Raw genomic sequence first — 17,718 nt, forward strand, 5'->3', positions numbered from 1 at the left:
CTCCTTAGTTAGAAAAATTTGAGTGATTGTAGTAAAGTTGATAAAATATGCCAAATTTATCACAAGAGGTGCGGCGTGATTGATACACATTGTCATTTGGATAATGAGGTGTTTTTGCAAGATTTTTCCAATGTGTTGCAAGAGGCAGAATCAGAGGGTGTGGATACTTATATCATTCCCGGGGCAGATATTTTTGATTTGCCTAGAGCTATAGAACTAGCAGAGAAACATTCCAATCTTTATTTTGCTAGTGGGGTGCATCCCTATCACGCGCAGGATTTTGATTGGGAGAGGATCGCTCAAGTGGCAAATCACCCCAAATGCGTTGCTATCGGAGAATGTGGGTTGGATTTTTTCCGATTGCCTAGTGAAGATGTGGAGGAGTATAAGCACAGGCAAAAAGAGTGTTTCATCACACAAATCAAACTTGCGATTTCTTTGGACAAGCCATTGATTTTGCATGTGCGAGAGGCAAGTGCTGAAGTTGCAAAGATTTTGAGAGAATACCCCAAAGCCTATGGGGTGTTTCATTGTTACAATGCAGATGAAATGTTGTTGGAATTTTGCGATCGTTTTTATTATGGAATAGGGGGGGTTTTGACATTTTCAAATGCCAAAAGGCTGGTGAATGTTTTGCCAAAGATTCCACGCGATAGGGTGATTGTGGAGACAGATGCCCCATATCTGACCCCCCATCCATTCCGTGGCTCAAGAAATGAACCCAAATATATTCCTTTGATTGTTGCCAAAATTGCTGAAGTGCTTGATTTGCCTATAGAATCTCTCAAAGAAATGCTAGAGAAAAACACAAAAACTCTTTTTAAATTTCCTTAAACTTATTTTTGTAGAATGTCAGTTCAAAACCCTAAATCATATTGGAAGAGGCAAAGCTTTGAGACGCATTAAAATCCTATTGTTTTGTATGTCGGCTTTTGTGTATGCAAATACGGGCAAGATCGAGCAGAGTTTGGTGGATTTCAAAATGCCTCAAGTCAAAACAAGCGAAGGGGTGCTAAACTCCTTTGATTTGGATGTGAGCTTTTTGCCTATGCTCAATGCCTCCAATGCAAGTTATACCAAAAGTGTTCAAGCAAGATGGGATTATTTCGTTCAGAAATTTGATCAAGGGTATGAGGTGATTCCGATTTTGCGTTCGATGATGAATGAGCAGGGGATCCCTCAAGAATTTTTATTTTTGGCAATGGCAGAATCAGAATTCTCAATGCGTGCCTATAGTCCGAAAAAAGCAAGTGGTATTTGGCAGTTGATGCCAAACACTGCCAAAGAGCTCGGATTGACAATCAATGACTACATCGATGAGCGTAGAGACCCCTTCAAAAGCACGAGGGCTGCTATCAAGTATCTGAAATTTTTGAAAAATATCACGGGGGAATGGTATTTGGCTGCAATGGCTTACAATTGTGGGATTGGTAGATTGCAAAGAGCGATCAAACTTGCAGGAACAAAAGACATTACCGTGCTTTTGGATCCTGCAAAGGCGTATTTGCCGAGTGAAACGCGTCAGTATATCCGTATGATTTTGGGGATGAGCTTGGCTTTTAACAATGCTGATATGCTCAAAAAACAAGATTTGGAATATTTCCTAAATCGTGGGGCGACGATGACGATCACTGGCGTAGAGGTTGAGGCGGGGACATTGCTTGAAGATGTGGCAAAGGCTACAGGTTTATCTCTCAATGAGCTCAAAAAATACAATAAGCAGTTTAAGTATTATTTTCTCCCTCCGGGCAAGGGGAAATACACGGTTTATCTACCTTATGATCGTTTGGCACGATTTAGGCAGAACTTCAAGGGAGGCAAAAATCCAAACTCAATGTTTGTGTTGCACTATGTGCAAAGTGGCGAAAGCCTTTATAGCATTGCCAAAAAATACAAAACAAGTATCAAAGAGTTGAAAAACATCAATGAAGTCAAAAGCTCACATCTCTCTATCAAGCAAAAGTTGATTATCCCTGTTCTCAAAAATGACTACAAAAGACTAGCAAAGAAGCGATGAAAAAGTATGCTCTAGCTTGTTGTGCAATTTATTTTTTGGGTTGCTCAAGTAATAGTGTCTATAATGGAGGGATCGGTGCGTTTGGGGATTATGAAGATATGAGTCTCTATCGCAGTGGAAGTGCTTCAGGTGCAGTGCCTAGTAGTATCTTCAATGAAAAAGGGGTGGATACAAGAGGAATGAGAGAATCCCAAGCGATTCAGCGCGCCACAATGCGACCTTACAAAATTGATGGCAAGTGGTATTATCCTCAAAAAGTAACTTTGGGGGAGAAATTTGATGGTATTGCAAGTTGGTATGGACCAAATTTCCACGCCAAAAAGACCTCAAATGGTGAGATTTATGATATGCACGCCCACACAGCAGCGAGTAAGATCCTACCGATGAATACGGTGGTGAGAGTTTATAACAAAGAAAATGGCAAAAGCACCATCGTGCGAATCAACGATAGAGGACCTTTTGTGGATGGGCGTATCATCGATCTTTCAAACGCTGCAGCACACGATATTGCAATGGTGCAAAAAGGCACAGCAAAAGTGCAGTTAGAAGTGATCGGATTTAAAGGTGTGATTGGTGTCAAAATGAATCGCCCCCAAGAGATGAACGCACAATTGCAAAAAGAATTTCAAATCGGGCAAACTGATGAGAGTGTCGAGGGTGGGCGTTTTGCGATTCAGGTGGGGGCATTTAGACGCCAAGAGGGGGCTATCGAGCTCAAAGAGCGTTTCGCACAACTCAAAGAATACAAAACAATCGTTCAAGAGCAAGAGCTTGATGATGGTAGTATTTATCGGGTTTTGATAGATGGATTTAGAAGCGAAGAGGAGGCTCAAGACTTTTTAACGCGTCATAGTAATATCAAGGCAAAGGTGATTATTAGGCAATGAAAACACAGATTGAATGGCTATTGCTAGATGTAGATGGGACATTGACAGATGGGCTTGTGTCTTATGGTGAAGATTGTGAGATCAAGGCTTTTAATATCAAAGACGGCTTAGGTTTGCGGATATGGAAAAAAAGAGGCAAAAAGATCGCCATCATCACTGGAAGAGAATCTAGTGCCGTGGCTAGACGCGCTCAAGAGCTGGGTGTCGATGCGTTGTATATGGGCGTGATGGACAAAGCCAAAGTCGTGCTAGAGCTGCAAGAGAAACACCAAGTGAGTCGTGTGCAAATGGCTTGTGTCGGAGATGATTTGAATGATTTGCCAATGTTTAAACTTTGTGGCTTAAGCTTCGCCCCAAAAGATTGTGCCAAAGATGTCGCCCTGCGTGCTGATGTCGTTTTGCAAAACGCTGGTGGCAGGGGTGCTATCAGGGAGGCGATTGAGATGATTTTGGAAGAAGAGTGGGAGGAGATTGTTGAAGACTTCAGCAATTAGTGTTTATCTCTTTTTTGTTGGTGTGTTGGTGTTTTCTGTTTTTTTTGTGCTGAAACCACCCGCCAAAAAAAGCAAAACCCAACTACATCGTGGAGACGTGGCGATGATAGAAATACGACAATTCACGCTTTTTTTGGTAGAGAACAAACGCCTTGAGATGATTATCCGTGGTGAAAAAGCAATGCGTTTCAACGACTATGATCAGTTTGAGGATTTTTTCATCGCTCATTATCCACAAGATACGATGAAAATCAAAAAGATTGGATCTGCAGATGGTGCAGAATATTTTTATGTCAATCGAGGTGTCAAACGAGGCTCGATTTATGAGTTTTATGACGGAATGGATTATCGACAAGAGGGAGGGTATTCTTTCAATACCAATAGGGGAAATTATGATTCCAAAAATAGGCTTTTTGTAGGTGAGGGACCCTTTGAACTGCGTAATAAAGATGGGGTTTTTACAGGTAGCAATCTCTACTACGATGCTAGGACAAAATTTGTGAGTGCTGATAATCCAAAGGGGAATATGTGGCTAGAAAATTAGTATTGGTTTTGATAATGTCAGTATGCCTCAATGCTGTGGAACTCCTAGACATCACGGCGCGCAAAATCACTGCAAGCGAGGAGAAGCATAGCACGATACTCAAAGGTGATGTGGTGGTCAAAAAAGGCAAAGATGTCTTGTATGCTGATGAAGTGGTGATCAAAACAGATTCCAAAAGGAAGCCACAAGAATACAAAGCGATCGGCAATGTGCGTTTCAAAGTCGCTTTGCAAGCACGCGTGATGAAAGGAAAAGCCAAAGTGATTGTTTATAATGCACAAAAAGACGAATACCATTTGAGTGGCGGAGTCGTTGTAGAGGAGGTGGGTAGTCCAAATGTGTTGAGGGGAGAGGAGATCGTGCTAAATTCCAAAACAGGCTATGCCAATGTCGTAGGTGGCGACAAAAGACCTGCAAGGATTATTTTCAGTCTTGAAGACGACAAGAAGAAGGGGAAAAAATGATCAAGCTTAAAGAAGCACATTTTCTATCCTCTGCGTCAAATTTCAGACAGGCTCCTCAAGCAGAATGTGCAGAGATTGTGTGTGTGGGTAGAAGCAATGTGGGCAAATCAAGCTTTATCAATTTATTCACAGGGCAAAAAGGATTAGCCAAAAGCTCCTCAACACCGGGCAAAACACAATTGATCAATTTCTTTAACCTCGTGTTTGAGTGCAATGGTGAGAGGGTGCCACTCAAACTGATTGATTTGCCGGGTTTTGGCTATGCCAAAGTGTCCAAACAAATAAAGGCGAGTTGGGAAAAAAACTTGCTAGATTTTTTGTGTCAGCGTAGGAGTATCAAGCTGTTTTTGCATTTGATTGATTCGCGTCATATAGGGCTAGAAAACGATCGGCGTGTGGAGGAGTTTTTGTCCTCCATTAAGCTTGGAGATCAAAAGATCTTGAAAGTCTATACCAAGGCAGATAAGCTCAAAAATGGAGAGAAAAAACGATTTCTAGCTAGAGGCGAGATCCTCATCTCTACCCTCAAGACAGAACACACAATGCCATTGCAAGAATTGCATTTGAAAATCTTTCAAGATGCTTTAGGGAGAGAATGATGGAGATTTGTTTTGAAAAGCCGACATTGCAAGATGTGCCAGAAATGCTAGAGCTTGTAGAATCAGAAGTGCATAATGGCACTATTTTGTTTCGTAGCTTTGAGGAGATAGCAAATACGATTGATAATTATATAGTGTCGCGTTTGGATGGCAAAATCATCGGTTTTTGTGCATTGCACATTTATTCTGCCACACTTGCAGAAGTCCGAAGCTTGATTGTCGCTCAAGAGTATCGCAAACAGCAGATAGGACGCACAATCCTTGAGTTTATTATCCAAAAAGCAAAAGAGTTCGGGATCGCCGAGCTTTTGGCTTTGAGTTATCATAGGGATTTTTTTCTTGCATTGGGGTTTGAAGTGATACCAAATGAAAAGATTCCCATTGAAAAAATCCAAACAGATTGTATGAAATGCAAACGATTTTCAAAATGCAACGAAATAGCACTGCTCAAAAAGCTATAAGATATTCTTTCTTATTACTTGGCTTTTGTTTTTATACTTATCTGACTGATATTTATGTGTGGTTGCCACCTTTGCTTGGGATTTTGTTTTTGGGTTTTTCACATTCATTGCAAAAATCTGATCTGTGGGCATTGCTGTCTATATGTTTTTGCGTGTTGTTTTGGGGGCTTGACAAAGATTTGCCACTAGGGGTGCCACTAGTTTTTTTCCTTGCAGGGTATTATCTTTTGTTTTTGCAATGCAGTTTTTTTCTCCAAAAAGGGATTTATTTTGAATGGATTCTGATTGTGTTGTTTTATCTGTTTTGTTTTGGTGTATTGAGTTTGTTGGGGTTGGTCAATCTTGATTTTGCACTCAAGCTCTCAGTGTTATCAATCCTTTTGGAGGGTTTGTGGAGATTTTATGCTTCTAAGATTTAGGATCATTTTTGGTTTTTGCGTCCTTGTGAGCATCGTGCTTATAATGCGTATTTATTTTTTGAGTATCAAATCCAATGTGTATTTTGAAAAAATTGCACAAAGAAATACACAAAAATCTGAAGTTCTAGTGCCATCAAGAGGGCAAATCATCGATCGCAACCATCGATTTTTGGCAACCAATGAATTGGGGTTTTCGATTGCTTTTAGTCCATTTCTAAACACACAAAAAAAGCTTGATGCTCAGATTGAATTTCTACAAACAATATTTGCAGACATCAATCCCAAAGAAATCAAAAAAAACTACTACGCAGAATACTCTCCTTACAATCATCTGCCAATCGTTGTGGTTCCATTTGTGAGTTATGCAGAGATTGATAGCAGATACACTCAACTGCTACAAAACCCCAATGTCATTGTTGAGCCAAACACAAAGAGGTTTTATCCTTATGGCTCTAGTGCTTCGCATGTGATTGGCTATGCAGGATCAGCCAATGCAAAAGAAATCCAAAAAGACATCACAGCCAAATACACAAAGATTGTCGGAAAATTGGGCTTGGAGAAAAAATATAATGATTTTTTGCAAGGGGAATTGGGGAACAAAAAAACCAAAGTCAATGCCCTCAATCAAGAGGTGGAGTTCCTTTCAGAAAAACCCTTACAAAATGGTGGTGACATCCAAATTAGCCTAGATATTGCGTTGCAAGAAAAGATTGACAAAGAGTTTGTTGGCAAAAGTGGGGCTGTCGTGGTGATGGATCTCAATGGTGAGATTTTGGCTGCAGGGAGTTATCCAGAATACGATCTCAATGATTTTGTGGGGGGGATTTCTCATCAAAAGTGGAATGATTTGATTGAAAATCCTCACAAGCCTTTGATTAATAAATTTTCTATCGGCACTTATCCGCCCGGCTCTGTGGTAAAAATGGGAATGGCTTTGAGCTTTTTGGAATCCATAGGCATTGATGAAAAAACATTGATTGATACGCCAGAATATGTGGAGCTTGGTGGTCGTAAGTTTCGAGATTGGAAAATCGGAGGACACGGGAAAAGCGATATGGTCAAAGCAATCAAAGAGAGTGTGGATGTTTATTTTTATGTATTGGCACAAAAAGCAGGGATAGAAAACATTGCCCCCACACTTGCACAGATGGGCTTTGGAGAGAAAAGTGGCATTGATTTGCCCAATGAAGCCAAAGGGATCGTCCCAACTCCTGAGTGGAAAATGCGACAAAGCGGTCAGCAATGGTTTATTGGTGATACTATCAACACATCAATTGGGCAGGGGGCGTTTTTGGCAACTCCTATCCAAATCGCACGCTATACGGCATTGCTTGCAAGTGGCAAACTTCCAACCCCTCATTTCGTCACACAAATGAATGGCAAAAAGATTGAATATGTCAATCAAGACATCCTCACTCCATTGCAAAAAAGCAAATTGCGTTTTTTGACTCTTGGAATGTATAAAGTTTGCAACGATCCCAATGGTGGCACAGCTTACAGACGCACTCAAGGCTCCAAAGTCCCTATCGCTTGCAAAACTGGAACAGCACAAGTGGTAGGAATCCCCCAAGAAATCAAAAAGCGAATCAAAGAAGAAGAAATGGCGTATTTTCATAGGTCTCATGGATGGATTACTGCATTTGTGCCATACAAAAATCCACAATATGTGGTTACAATTTTAGTAGAACACGGCGGAGGTAGTAAATCTGCAAGTCCGATTCTAGTTAATATTGTCAATACAATGAAAGATTTGGGATATTTCAACAAAAGGATAGAAAATGCTCAATAACAAAACGATTTTGATTACAGGTGGGACAGGGAGTTTTGGCAAGGCGTTTATTGCTAGAGTGCTACAAAGCTACTCTCCCAAAAAGATTATTGTCTATAGTCGCGATGAACTTAAACAATATGAAATGGCTCAAAGTATCAATGATGCGCAAAACAAAATGCGGTTTTTCATCGGCGATGTGCGTGATGGGAATAGGTTGCAAAAAGCTATGGAGGGGGTTGATATTTGTATCCACGCAGCCGCACTCAAACATGTTCCGATTGCTGAATACAATCCACTAGAATGTATCAAAACCAATATTTTGGGTGCTACAAATGTCATTGATTCAGCACTTATGCACGGAGTGGAGTATGTGGTCGCTTTGAGCACAGATAAGGCAGCAAATCCTATCAATCTCTATGGTGCGACTAAGCTGTGTTCAGATAAGCTTTTTGTGAGTGCCAACAACATCAAAGGAAGCAAAAAAACCAAATTTTGCGTTGTGCGTTATGGCAATGTCGTGGGCTCAAGGGGAAGTGTGGTGCCATTTTTTAAGAATCTCATTGCACAAGGGGCGTGTGAGTTGCCAATCACTGATGAGAGGATGACGCGGTTTTGGATCACTTTGGAAGATGGCGTGAAGTTTGTGCTCAAAAGCCTTGAGAGAATGCACGGAGGGGAGATTTTTATCCCCAAGATTCCAAGTATGAAAATCACCGATCTTGCCAAGGCTTTGGCTCCAAACCTCCCTCTCAAAATCATCGGCATTCGTCCGGGAGAGAAACTCCACGAGGTGATGATCCCTAGGGATGATGCACATCTTGCTTGGGAGTTTGATGATTTTTTCATTTTGGAGCCGAGTATCAATTTCCAAACTCCTGTTGATTATTCCCAAACACAATGCGGAGAGATGGGCAAGAGAGTAGGGCAGGAGTTTGAATACAGCAGTCATAGCAATCACTTGTGGCTTGATGCACAGGGCTTGTTGAAAATGTTGTAGGTGTTTTATGAAGTTTTTACAAAATCAGAGAGTGCTGTTGTGCGTGAGTGGGGGGATTGCGGTTTATAAAAGTTTGGAGCTTGTGCGATTGCTACAAAAAGCAGGGGCTAGTGTGAGGGTGGTGATGAGTGAGGGGGCACAAAGATTTGTCACTCCTTTGAGTTTTGAGGCTTTGAGTGGGGCGAAGGTTTTGACTGATGGGGGAGAGGATTGGACAAGTGGCGGGGCTAATCATATTAGCTATGCTTCTTGGGCTGATGTTTGTATTTTTGCACCTGCTAGTATGAACTCTCTTGCCAAATTTGCCTATGGCATTGCTGATAACGCGATGCTTAGCACACTCCTTGCACTCAAAGCTCCTGTTTTGGTTGCACCTAGTGCCAATACCAATATGTATCTCTCTAGCCAATCTCAAGAGGCGATGGATCGATTGAGGGCAAGTGGGCACAGAGTGCTTGAGGCACAAGAGGGGCTATTGGCTTGTGGAGTGTATGGTGTCGGAGCGATGGTATCTATCGAAGAGATCGCTTGGGAAGCCAAAAGATGGGTCGCTCAAAAAGGTTTTTGGAATCAAAAACAAGTCATTGTGAGTGGTGGGGGGAGTAGTGAAGCAATTGATGAAGTGCGTTGTATCAGCAACCATTCTAGCGGGATTCAGGCAAGTTATTTTGCTTTGGCTTTGTATCTGATGGGGGCAGAGGTGAGTTTTGTGAGTTCTAGATTCCCTATTGCTTTGCCCCGTGCGATCAAAAGTATCTCAGTCAAAAGTGCTAAAGAGTATCTACAAGCCATTACGGAGTTGCGATGTCAAATGCAGGGGGAGGTTTATTATTTTGGCGTTGCTGCGATTGGTGATTTTGTCCCAACGCATTTCACGGAGGGCAAAATCAAAAAAAGTCAGAATCTAGAGCTAACCTTGAAGCAAAATATCGATATTCTAAAAAGCCTTAGCGGAGTGATCAAGATTGGATTCAAAGCCGAAAAAGACTCCAAAAATGCCAACAAATACGCAAGGGCAATGCTAGAGGAGAAAGGATGTGATTTTGTCTGTTTGAATGTGTTAGATTCTGATAATCCCTTTGGGGCTTCTAGCAATGCCATCACGCTTCTTAGCCCAGATGATGAAATCCATTTTGATTTGAAAGATAAATTTGCATTGGCGTGGGAAGTGCTAGAAGAAATTGCAAGGCGTAGCGATGATTGAGAAAATCTCTAGTATCAAAGGCAGGGCAATCGCAACAAGAGTGGATCGCTTCAATGCAACTTTACCGATTTTGCTCAAAGTCTTGAGCCAAACCAAAGAAAAGCAATATATGTTGCAAGTTGGCAATAAAGTTGTGCAAAGCAAAAGCTACCAGCCCTTGCAAGTTGGGCAAAACTATTATGCCATTATGCGTTATAGCTCATTGGGTGAGATGATGCTCACCTCGCTCAAAGCAGAGGTGAAGTTTGAAAAATCGCCTTTGTCTTTGGAGTGGAAAGAGATCAAAGAGCTTTTGGCTCAGGAGAGAGGCGAGGAGCTCAAGCAGTTTGGTCTTGATGGTATGCTTAGAGCCCAAAGCAAAGAGGAGTTTGTCTCTTTTGGGTATTTTATGCTTGGATTGCAGAAAAAGATTTTGAGCTTTCGCTTTGTCGATGATGAGGATAAGGAATGCCATATCCAACTCAAAAAACAAAAAAAGTTTTTGGAGTTTTTTGCACTCTATCCGCATTTGGGTGCAATCAGTGGCAAACTCTATGACAATCAGGGAGTGATTCTAGAATTGAGAGTGCAGTTTGAGAGCGTTGTTGAGTTTTTGCGTAAGCATATTGGCACCTTGCGTGAAGTCGGAGAAGTCAGATTGATGTTGCAAGACAAAATCACTCCATTGTTTGTGCCACAAGAGAGCTTGCTTGATTTGAAGATTTGAAGATTTGAAGATTTGAAGGAAAGAATCGTGGAGATTAAACATCTAGCCATCATTATGGACGGCAATGGGCGATGGGCGACCAATCAGGGGAAGCGGAGGGTAGAGGGGCACAAAAAGGGGGTGGAAGTGGTGCGTGAAATCACACAATGGAGTGCTAGAAGTCAGATTGAAACCCTAACACTCTATGCGTTTTCTACAGAAAACTGGAGGCGTCCGCAGTATGAAGTCGAATTTTTGATGAAAATGTTGCACAATTTTTTGAAATCAGAGCTTGAAACATATATGCAAAACAACATTCGCTTTTTTGCGATTGGAGATCTTTCTAACTTCTCCAAACCACTGCAAAAGCAAATTTTGGAAGTGCAAGAAGCTACACAGAACAACACAGCACTCAATCAAGTCTTGGCATTGAATTATGGTGCAAGAGATGAAATCGCGCGTGCGGTTTTGAAATCCAAGCAAGCACTTGCAATGGCACAAGGTGCCAAAGAGGTTGAGCAAATCATAGAGGATTCTTTGGATACTCAGGAGTTTGGAGATGTGGATCTACTCATACGCACAGGAGGGGAGCAACGCCTCTCTAATTTTTTGCTTTGGCAGTGTTTTTATGCAGAGCTTTTTTTCTCCCCCACACTTTGGCCAGATTTCAATGTCTTGGAATTAGAATCGATTGTAGATGCGTTTCACCAACGCTCAAGGCGTTTTGGAGGCTTGTGAGGCTGGATTTGGATACGATAATCACATCTCTCTACCGTGCTTAAACGATGTGCGATGACTAAAAGCGTTTTATCTTGACTAAGCTCATAGATCTCGTCCATAATCTGTGCCTCTACTTCGTTATCCAACGCACTTGTCGCCTCATCTAGCACAAGGATTTCAGGATTATCATAGATTGCTCGTGCGATTCCAATCCTTTGTTTTTGTCCTCCACTAAGCTTGATCCCTCCATCTCCTACTTTTGTATCAATGCCTTGATGTTCATTGAGAAAAGTATCGATTTTTGCGATTTTGCACACCTCGGCAATGCGTTTTGAATCATATTTTGAGCCAAATGCGATATTTTCCCCAACACTCCCATCAAAGAGATAGATACTTTGGGGAATGTAGCCAAACTTCTTACGCCAAGATCTGATGTTTTCCAAAGTGAGTTTGCGTCCATCGATGTAGATTTCTCCGACATTTGGAGCATAAAACCCTGAGATAATATCTACAAGCGTGCTTTTCCCAGCTCCACTTGGTCCCACAAAAGCCACTCTATCTCCCTTTTGGATTGTGAGATTGCAGTTTGTGATAATCGTTTTGTCTTCATAATAGCCAAAAGAAACATTTTGTAGAGAAATTGTGTTTGCAAAATCAATCCTCTCATCTCCCTCTGCATAGGGGATATCTTTGAGTTCATCATAAACAATCTCCAAAGATTTTTGGTTGATTTTCATAGCATTGAATTGCTCTAAGATTTTATTGACAGAGGGCAGGATTTTATAAAGCGCTAGGGCATACATTGAGATGATGGGCAAAACCGCACTTGCATCATCGTATTTGTAGAGGATATAGGCAACTGAAGCAATGAGGATACAAAAGCCAATGCTTTCCAAGAAGTTTTTGGGTATTGTCATTAGGGTTTGGGCAGTGATTTCGACTTTTGCACGATTTAAGCCTTGAGACAAAAAAGCTTCTTCAAGCCGATTTTGAGAATCTTTGAGTTTAATGATTTTGAAATTTCCAAAAGTGTTAGAAAGCAAACCAAGAAATCCACCCTCTATCCGCATTCTTTCCTCACCCTTTTTCCCCAAAGTTTTGGAAATCGTTTTGGTGATCAAAAGAACTTTGGCACTCAAAATAGCAGTCAAAACAAGAGTCATTTTCCAGCTAATCAACAATAAAATAGAATACAAAAACACAATACTGATCGTTTCTGAACATAGAAGCAAAAAGGAACGAACATAATTAGAGGAATTGAGAGTATCGTTAAGAATGTTTCTCCTCAAAAGATCAGAATTTTTATTGACAAATTCAGCATAGTTTAGGCGTAGCAATTTTTGAAACACTCGATAGGCGAGGTTGTGGTATTTTTCAAAGGCAAAAAGATTGATTTTGTAATTGTAAAAGATATTGTATGTAGAGCGGAATATATAAAACGCGATCAAAGCTCCGCTAAAAGCAAACATAAACTCTTTGGTGCTAGAGAAATTGAAAAAATGATAGATTGGGGAGCCGTATTTGTTGTCTAGCAGTAGTGAGGGGTTGGAAGCAAAGGTGATAAAAGGCATAATGATACCCACTCCGATGGTTTCAATCACAGATAGGATAAAAGTCATAATGATTAGTATCAAAAGCTGGACTTTGTCCTTTCTTGTTGTGAGAAATCTCAATCTTTGCAAGTCATTGATTTTTTTCATTCAAACTCCAAAATTTCTTGATTTTTTTCTACATATTTGCATCCATCATAGCTATCAATCGCGATGTTGTTTTCAAAAACCATTTTTTGCCCCCCTTTATCTATCCAGCCAACTTGTCTAGCGGGATTGCCGAGCACTAGGGCATAGGGTTTGACATCTTTGGTTACCACACTTCCAGCTCCGATAAACGCATATTTGCCAATTTTCACACCACAAAGAATCGTGCTGTTTGCACCAATTGAGCAGCCTTGAGCAAGGTGCGTTTGCTTAAACTCTTCTTTGCGATTGATGAAGCTTCTAGGATTGATGACATTGGTGAAAACAACACTAGGTCCGATGAACACATCGCTTTCACAGATGATGCCTTTGTATAAGCTCACATTGTTTTGGATTTTCACTCCATCGCCAATCTGCACATTTGGACCGATACAACAATTCTGCCCAATCACGCAATTCTGCCCAATGATACAATGGGGCAAAATGTGAGAAAAATGCCAAATCTTTGTTTGGCTCCCAATGCTAGAGGGCTCTTCTACAATGGCACTAGAGTGAATGTATGCCATTTTCACCTTTCAAAAGAGGGTGGAGGCAATCCCCTATCTTTGGCTGCATATTGCGGATTTTGTAAGTTAGATCAATCGATGGCTTCGCCTCAAAAGCCCTAAATCCCTCTCTCCCAAGTATTTTTGCATAACTCTGTGTGTGCAGATCCGTAAAGCCCTCGCTAAACTCAAGCTCCTCATTGTTAATCTTGAGTGTTCTAAAAGTTGGGATACCTTTTTCTTGGATATGTTTGGGCAGAGTTTGAGAATCCACACTCAAAAACCACTTGACTTCAGCGTGTTTTAGACGCAAAAAACCCGCTTTGGTTTTGGGCGTAGAATAATGCAGGGCAACATCAGAGTATGTGCCAAAAATCCAAATCAACATATCAAAAAAATGGATACCGATATTGCTTGCAATCCCACCACTTTTGCTCTCATCGCCTTTCCAACTTGTGAAATACCAATTCCCACGGCTCGTGATATAAGTCAAATCAATTTCATAGATTTTGGAGGGATTGTCTGATAGCTCCTCTTGTACTCGCTTTTTGAGCTCAATGATTTTGGGGTGGTGGCGTAACTGCAAAATCGTATAAATGCGTTGTTGGTATTCTTCTTCAAGCTCTAGGAGTGCGTCTAGATTCCAAGGGTTGAGCACAAGGGGTTTTTCACAAATGGCATCAGCACCATTGCGTAATGCCAAACGAATGTGGGCGTCGTGTAGGTAGTTTGGGGAACATATACTCAAATAATCAATCCCCTCTTTTTCTCGCTTGAGTTTCTCAATATGACGATCAAAGCGTTCAAATTCTGTGAAAAAGTGCGTTTGTGGAAAATAGCTATCTATGATTCCGACACTATCGTGAATGTCCAATGCACAAACAACTTCCCCACCACATTCTTTGATCGCTCTAAGATGTCTTGGAGCGACAAAGCCCCCAACGCCTGTGATACCAAATCTCCTCATTTGTGTGCCTTTTGTGCAAGATAATGTTTGTAGGTTTGTGCAATGCCCTCTTTGAGATCGATAGAGGGTTTCCACCCCAAATCATTGAGTTTGGAAGTGTCAAGCAGTTTTCGCATCGTGCCATCGGGTTTGCTACAATCAAAAGCGATTTCCCCCTCAAAACCCACAATCTCACGCACAAGAGTTGCCAAATCTCGGATAGAAATGTCTTCTCCATAGCCGATATTGAGATGTGTGTTTTTGATTTCTTTTTGCCCACAAATCAAATCTTGAAAATTTAGTTTTTCCATCACAAAAACACAAGCCCTCGCCATATCGCTTGAATGCAAAAATTCGCGTCGTGGATTCCCACTCCCCCACAGCACGACTTTGTCAGCAAAAATCCCATAACGCTCTAGATGACTAGGGTCGCCAAAGCTTTGTTCTAATGCTTGGGTTTGATGGGTTGCCAATAGTTTTGCAAAGTGGAATTTTGCAATCAAAGCAGGGAGGACATGGGAATGCTCAAGACTAAAATTATCATTTTCTCCATAAAGATTAGTCGGCATTACAGAGAGGAAATTGGTGCCATATTGTAGATTGAAAGATTCACACATTTTCAATCCTGCAATCTTGGCAATCGCATAAGGCTCATTGGTGTATTCTAGCGGACTGCCTAGCAGGGCGTCTTCTGTGATAGGTTGTGGGGCATTTTTGGGATAGATACAACTTGATCCAAGGAAAAGAAGCTTTTTGACATTGTGTTTGTAAGCGTGGTAAATGATGGCATTTTGCATTGCTAGATTTTGGTAGATGAAATCAGCCCTTAGAGTGTTGTTGGCTAAAATCCCCCCCACTTTTGCTGCACAAAAAAACACATATTCGATGTCGTGTTGGGCAAAAAACTCTCCGACTTGATTGAAGTCTGTCAAATCCAGCTCTGAATGTGTGCGTGTGATGATTTGGGTATAGCCCAATGATTGTAGGTGTTGCAAAATAGCAGATCCTACAAGTCCGCGATGTCCTGCGATAAAGATTTTGCTTGATTGTTTCATTGTTGTCCTTTTTGCAATTTTATCAAAATAGAGTGGGTTTTGAAAATCAATCGCCTTTGGCGTTTTTAAGTTTTATCATACATCATATCAATCTGTTTTTGGAATCTTGTTTGGCAAAAGGGTGACTCTTTGGGTATTTTAAGCCACCAAACACAATCAAAGTCAAATATTGCACTATAACTTTAAACTAACACACAAAAATCGGGCAGGGGCTTGAGTGATTTTAAGGAGGGCAAGGGGAACTACTTGCGGTAAGCATTATTCCTGTCTCCCTTAACACCTCCCCAATGTCCCAAGCAAGTCTGCTAACGCATTGCACTGCAATGACATCTTTTAGATTTCGACAAGCTTGCTTTTTGAAGTGGTGAGGAATTGGGGTTGAGTTTGTTTATCTTTGGTGCCAAAAAGAAATGTTTTAGCCAAAAATCTACAGAGAAACTGCCTTTTTTTCTAACCATGCCTTTGCTTTTCCCTCTACTCTATCTCCTAATTCTTGAAGCACTTTATTATGGTATTGATTTAGCCATGTCTTTTCACTTTCACTTAAAAGCGTAGTGTCAATACAAGAAATCTCAAAAGGACAAAGGGTTAATGTCTCAAAGTATAAAAATTCGCCAAAGTCTTTTTCTTTGGGATTTTCTACTTTTTGATTTGCCACAAGATTTTCTAGTCTCACACCCCATTTCCCTGCACGATAGATTCCGGGTTCAATGGAACTTATCATTCCTATTTTGGCTTGTGTCCTAGGGAGAGGGGGGGCAAAGTAAGAAATCACTTGGGGACCCTCATGCACATTGAGAAAATACCCTACGCCATGCCCTGTGCCGTGAATATAATTGATTTGTTCTTTCCAAAGTGCAGATCGGGTAATAGAATCTAAAAGTGGCATAGGAATATCTATGGGAAAAGCACTAGAAGCTAGAGCAATATGAGCCTTTAGCACAAGGGTATAATCCCTCTTTTGCTCTTTGCTTGGCTCCCCAATAGGCACAACACGAGTAATATCTGTCGTGCCTTTGGTATATTGCCCTCCAGAATCAATGAGCAGAAGTCCTTGACCTTGCAAATATGCAAACTGCTCTTGTGTAGCCCGATAATGAGGCTGTGCTCCATTAGCATTAAATCCTGCTATGGTTGCAAAACTATCTGAAATATAAAGTGGGCTTTTAGCCCTAAAATAGGTTAGCTTTTTGTCAATATCTAATTCACTAAGCAATTCTTTGGCTTCTAATGCCTCCTCTAGCCACGCAAAAAAATTGCAAAGTGCGACACCATCGTGTCGCATAGCCTCTTGTATATCCTCTATTTCTTTTTTGCTTTTACATGCTTTGAGTAATTGGCTTGGATTGTCCTCTTTGACTAGGACATTATGTTTTTCTGCGATATTTGCTAGATGTGCAGTCATTTTGTTGCTATCTAATAAGATATGCTTGTCTTTCAAAGATTCTAATGTTTTTTCTACAGCTTCATAGGGTAGAAGCTTGATGTTTTCTTGTTGCAATTTTTCTATCAATGCTTCAGAAAACTTTGAAACATCTGCAAACAAAAGCACCTCATCATAAGAGATTAACAAAAAGGCAAGAAATACTGGATTGTAGGAAACATCACTGCCTCTTAGATTGGTTATCCAAGTGATATCATCAAGCGTTGTGATAAAATGATAATCTGTGCCATATTCACGCATTTTCTCTCGCACTTTGGAGAGTTTTTCTGCTCTGCTATGTGGAGCTTGAATATGCTCATATACAAGGGATTTGGGCAATATAGGGCGATCATTCCACAAACTTGTAATAAAGTCTTGATGTGTTATCTTGATATGCTTATGCTCTAATTTTTCACGCAAATTTTCTAAGGCAAAAAGAGGCAACACCCTAAAATCAGTAGCCAATGTTTGTCCTTCTAAAAGATTATTTTCTAGCCATTGTGTGTAGGTGTTGCTAGCATTTTGCTTTTGTAATTCTATGCCACTCCCACTTAATTCTTTTTCGGCTTGTAGCCAATATCTGCCATCTGCCCAAAGGGCTGCATAATCCTTTGTTATCACAAGAGAGCCTTGAGAACCACTAAAGCCACTTAGCCATTGCCTACTTTTCCAAAAATCTGGCAAATATTCTGATAGATGTGGATCAGAAGTTAGCACCAAATACACATCAACATTTGATTTTTCCATTTCTACACGCAAGGCGTTTAAGCGTTGTGTATAAAGATTCATC

General features: G+C 40.8%; 19 protein-coding genes. 14 read left to right on the plus strand and 5 right to left on the minus strand.

The annotated features are described in order from the left end of the window. Positions 1–75: 75 nt before the first annotated feature. The 14 genes from BBW65_RS01095 to uppS all read left to right on the plus strand — a co-directional run bounded on the left by BBW65_RS01095 (position 76) and on the right by uppS (position 11,280). Positions 76–834 (plus strand): TatD family hydrolase, encoded by a 759-nt coding sequence (locus tag BBW65_RS01095; protein ID WP_066338571.1) that lies wholly within the window; start codon positions 76–78, stop codon positions 832–834. Between the two features lie 58 nt (positions 835–892). Then, complete coding sequence (locus BBW65_RS01100; protein ID WP_233702065.1) at positions 893–2,017, plus strand: lytic transglycosylase domain-containing protein; 1,125 nt, start codon at positions 893–895, stop codon at positions 2,015–2,017. A 98-nt stretch (positions 2,018–2,115) separates the two neighbouring features. Beyond that, a complete protein-coding gene (locus BBW65_RS01105) occupies positions 2,116–2,904 on the plus strand; it encodes a septal ring lytic transglycosylase RlpA family protein (protein ID WP_324609206.1) in 789 nt (262 codons plus the stop codon). Beyond that, positions 2,901–3,398: a KdsC family phosphatase gene (locus BBW65_RS01110; protein WP_066338577.1), complete on the plus strand. Its 498-nt coding sequence runs from the start codon at positions 2,901–2,903 to the stop codon at positions 3,396–3,398. Before BBW65_RS01105 ends, BBW65_RS01110 begins: the two co-directional genes overlap by 4 nt. Continuing rightward, the gene (locus BBW65_RS01115; RefSeq protein WP_066338579.1) at positions 3,379–3,942 is read left to right on the plus strand and encodes a hypothetical protein; all 564 of its coding nucleotides are present in this window, start codon (positions 3,379–3,381) and stop codon (positions 3,940–3,942) included. The genes BBW65_RS01110 and BBW65_RS01115 overlap by 20 nt, the downstream gene beginning before the upstream one ends. Then, positions 3,927–4,406 carry a lipopolysaccharide transport periplasmic protein LptA gene (gene lptA, locus BBW65_RS01120; protein WP_083985961.1) on the plus strand — a complete coding sequence of 160 codons (480 nt, stop codon included), beginning with the start codon at positions 3,927–3,929 and terminating at the stop codon, positions 4,404–4,406. Before BBW65_RS01115 ends, lptA begins: the two co-directional genes overlap by 16 nt. Further along, positions 4,403–5,005 (plus strand): ribosome biogenesis GTP-binding protein YihA/YsxC, encoded by a 603-nt coding sequence (yihA, locus tag BBW65_RS01125; protein WP_066338586.1) that lies wholly within the window; start codon positions 4,403–4,405, stop codon positions 5,003–5,005. Before lptA ends, yihA begins: the two co-directional genes overlap by 4 nt. Beyond that, entirely contained in the window at positions 5,002–5,466 is a 465-nt protein-coding gene (locus tag BBW65_RS01130; RefSeq protein ID WP_233702067.1) for an N-acetyltransferase, read from the plus strand. The genes yihA and BBW65_RS01130 overlap by 4 nt, the downstream gene beginning before the upstream one ends. Further along, entirely contained in the window at positions 5,433–5,885 is a 453-nt protein-coding gene (locus BBW65_RS01135; RefSeq protein WP_199919447.1) for a hypothetical protein, read from the plus strand. Before BBW65_RS01130 ends, BBW65_RS01135 begins: the two co-directional genes overlap by 34 nt. Then, on the plus strand, positions 5,869–7,674 hold the full coding sequence (gene mrdA / locus BBW65_RS01140) for a penicillin-binding protein 2 (RefSeq protein WP_066338592.1): 1,806 nt from the start codon (positions 5,869–5,871) through the stop codon (positions 7,672–7,674). Before BBW65_RS01135 ends, mrdA begins: the two co-directional genes overlap by 17 nt. Continuing rightward, on the plus strand, positions 7,664–8,653 hold the full coding sequence (gene pseB, locus BBW65_RS01145; protein WP_066338593.1) for a UDP-N-acetylglucosamine 4,6-dehydratase (inverting): 990 nt from the start codon (positions 7,664–7,666) through the stop codon (positions 8,651–8,653). Before mrdA ends, pseB begins: the two co-directional genes overlap by 11 nt. 7 nt (positions 8,654–8,660) lie before the next feature. Continuing rightward, positions 8,661–9,857: a bifunctional phosphopantothenoylcysteine decarboxylase/phosphopantothenate--cysteine ligase CoaBC gene (gene coaBC / locus BBW65_RS01150; protein WP_066338594.1), complete on the plus strand. Its 1,197-nt coding sequence runs from the start codon at positions 8,661–8,663 to the stop codon at positions 9,855–9,857. Further along, positions 9,850–10,563 carry a hypothetical protein gene (locus tag BBW65_RS01155; protein ID WP_066338597.1) on the plus strand — a complete coding sequence of 238 codons (714 nt, stop codon included), beginning with the start codon at positions 9,850–9,852 and terminating at the stop codon, positions 10,561–10,563. The genes coaBC and BBW65_RS01155 overlap by 8 nt, the downstream gene beginning before the upstream one ends. A 54-nt stretch (positions 10,564–10,617) precedes the next feature. Beyond that, positions 10,618–11,280: a polyprenyl diphosphate synthase gene (uppS, locus tag BBW65_RS01160; RefSeq protein ID WP_066341732.1), complete on the plus strand. Its 663-nt coding sequence runs from the start codon at positions 10,618–10,620 to the stop codon at positions 11,278–11,280. On the opposite strand, the gene BBW65_RS01165 is transcribed toward uppS, so the two are convergent. The 5 genes from BBW65_RS01165 to BBW65_RS01185 all read right to left on the minus strand — a co-directional run bounded on the left by BBW65_RS01165 (position 11,247) and on the right by BBW65_RS01185 (position 17,717). Beyond that, positions 11,247–12,962 carry an ABC transporter ATP-binding protein/permease gene (locus BBW65_RS01165; protein ID WP_066338598.1) on the minus strand — a complete coding sequence of 572 codons (1,716 nt, stop codon included), beginning with the start codon at positions 12,960–12,962 and terminating at the stop codon, positions 11,247–11,249. The two genes, uppS and BBW65_RS01165, sit on opposite strands and share 34 nt — an antisense overlap. After that, a complete protein-coding gene (locus BBW65_RS01170) occupies positions 12,959–13,525 on the minus strand; it encodes an acyltransferase (RefSeq protein ID WP_066338600.1) in 567 nt (188 codons plus the stop codon). Before BBW65_RS01170 ends, BBW65_RS01165 begins: the two co-directional genes overlap by 4 nt. Then, positions 13,506–14,471, minus strand: coding sequence for a Gfo/Idh/MocA family protein (locus tag BBW65_RS01175; protein ID WP_066338602.1), 966 nt, complete (start codon positions 14,469–14,471; stop codon positions 13,506–13,508). The genes BBW65_RS01170 and BBW65_RS01175 overlap by 20 nt, the downstream gene beginning before the upstream one ends. Beyond that, on the minus strand, positions 14,468–15,505 hold the full coding sequence (locus tag BBW65_RS01180) for a GDP-L-fucose synthase family protein (protein WP_066338605.1): 1,038 nt from the start codon (positions 15,503–15,505) through the stop codon (positions 14,468–14,470). Before BBW65_RS01180 ends, BBW65_RS01175 begins: the two co-directional genes overlap by 4 nt. Positions 15,506–15,932: 427 nt before the next feature. Next, positions 15,933–17,717, minus strand: a complete 1,785-nt coding sequence (locus BBW65_RS01185; protein ID WP_066338607.1) for an aminopeptidase P family protein — start codon at positions 17,715–17,717, stop codon at positions 15,933–15,935. Position 17,718 lies beyond the last annotated feature (1 nt).

Source organism: Helicobacter enhydrae (assembly GCF_001693335.1).
Classification (GTDB): domain Bacteria; phylum Campylobacterota; class Campylobacteria; order Campylobacterales; family Helicobacteraceae; genus Helicobacter_G; species Helicobacter_G enhydrae.

Bases quoted from the DNA above. Each gene is read 5' to 3' on its own strand.
- BBW65_RS01105 (WP_324609206.1), top strand. From the start codon at position 2,116: ATGAGTCTCTATCGCAGTGGAAGTGCTTCAGGTGCAGTGCCTAGTAGT.
- BBW65_RS01110 (WP_066338577.1), top strand. From the start codon at position 2,901: ATGAAAACACAGATTGAATGGCTATTGCTAGATGTAGATGGGACATTG.
- yihA (WP_066338586.1), top strand. From the start codon at position 4,403: ATGATCAAGCTTAAAGAAGCACATTTTCTATCCTCTGCGTCAAATTTC.
- BBW65_RS01130 (WP_233702067.1), top strand. From the start codon at position 5,002: ATGATGGAGATTTGTTTTGAAAAGCCGACATTGCAAGATGTGCCAGAA.
- BBW65_RS01135 (WP_199919447.1), top strand. From the start codon at position 5,433: ATGCAACGAAATAGCACTGCTCAAAAAGCTATAAGATATTCTTTCTTA.
- mrdA (WP_066338592.1), top strand. From the start codon at position 5,869: ATGCTTCTAAGATTTAGGATCATTTTTGGTTTTTGCGTCCTTGTGAGC.
- pseB (WP_066338593.1), top strand. From the start codon at position 7,664: ATGCTCAATAACAAAACGATTTTGATTACAGGTGGGACAGGGAGTTTT.
- coaBC (WP_066338594.1), top strand. From the start codon at position 8,661: ATGAAGTTTTTACAAAATCAGAGAGTGCTGTTGTGCGTGAGTGGGGGG.
- BBW65_RS01155 (WP_066338597.1), top strand. From the start codon at position 9,850: ATGATTGAGAAAATCTCTAGTATCAAAGGCAGGGCAATCGCAACAAGA.
- uppS (WP_066341732.1), top strand. From the start codon at position 10,618: ATGGACGGCAATGGGCGATGGGCGACCAATCAGGGGAAGCGGAGGGTA.
- BBW65_RS01165 (WP_066338598.1), bottom strand. From the start codon at position 12,962: ATGAAAAAAATCAATGACTTGCAAAGATTGAGATTTCTCACAACAAGA.
- BBW65_RS01170 (WP_066338600.1), bottom strand. From the start codon at position 13,525: ATGGCATACATTCACTCTAGTGCCATTGTAGAAGAGCCCTCTAGCATT.
- BBW65_RS01175 (WP_066338602.1), bottom strand. From the start codon at position 14,471: ATGAGGAGATTTGGTATCACAGGCGTTGGGGGCTTTGTCGCTCCAAGA.
- BBW65_RS01180 (WP_066338605.1), bottom strand. From the start codon at position 15,505: ATGAAACAATCAAGCAAAATCTTTATCGCAGGACATCGCGGACTTGTA.
- BBW65_RS01185 (WP_066338607.1), bottom strand. From the start codon at position 17,717: ATGAATCTTTATACACAACGCTTAAACGCCTTGCGTGTAGAAATGGAA.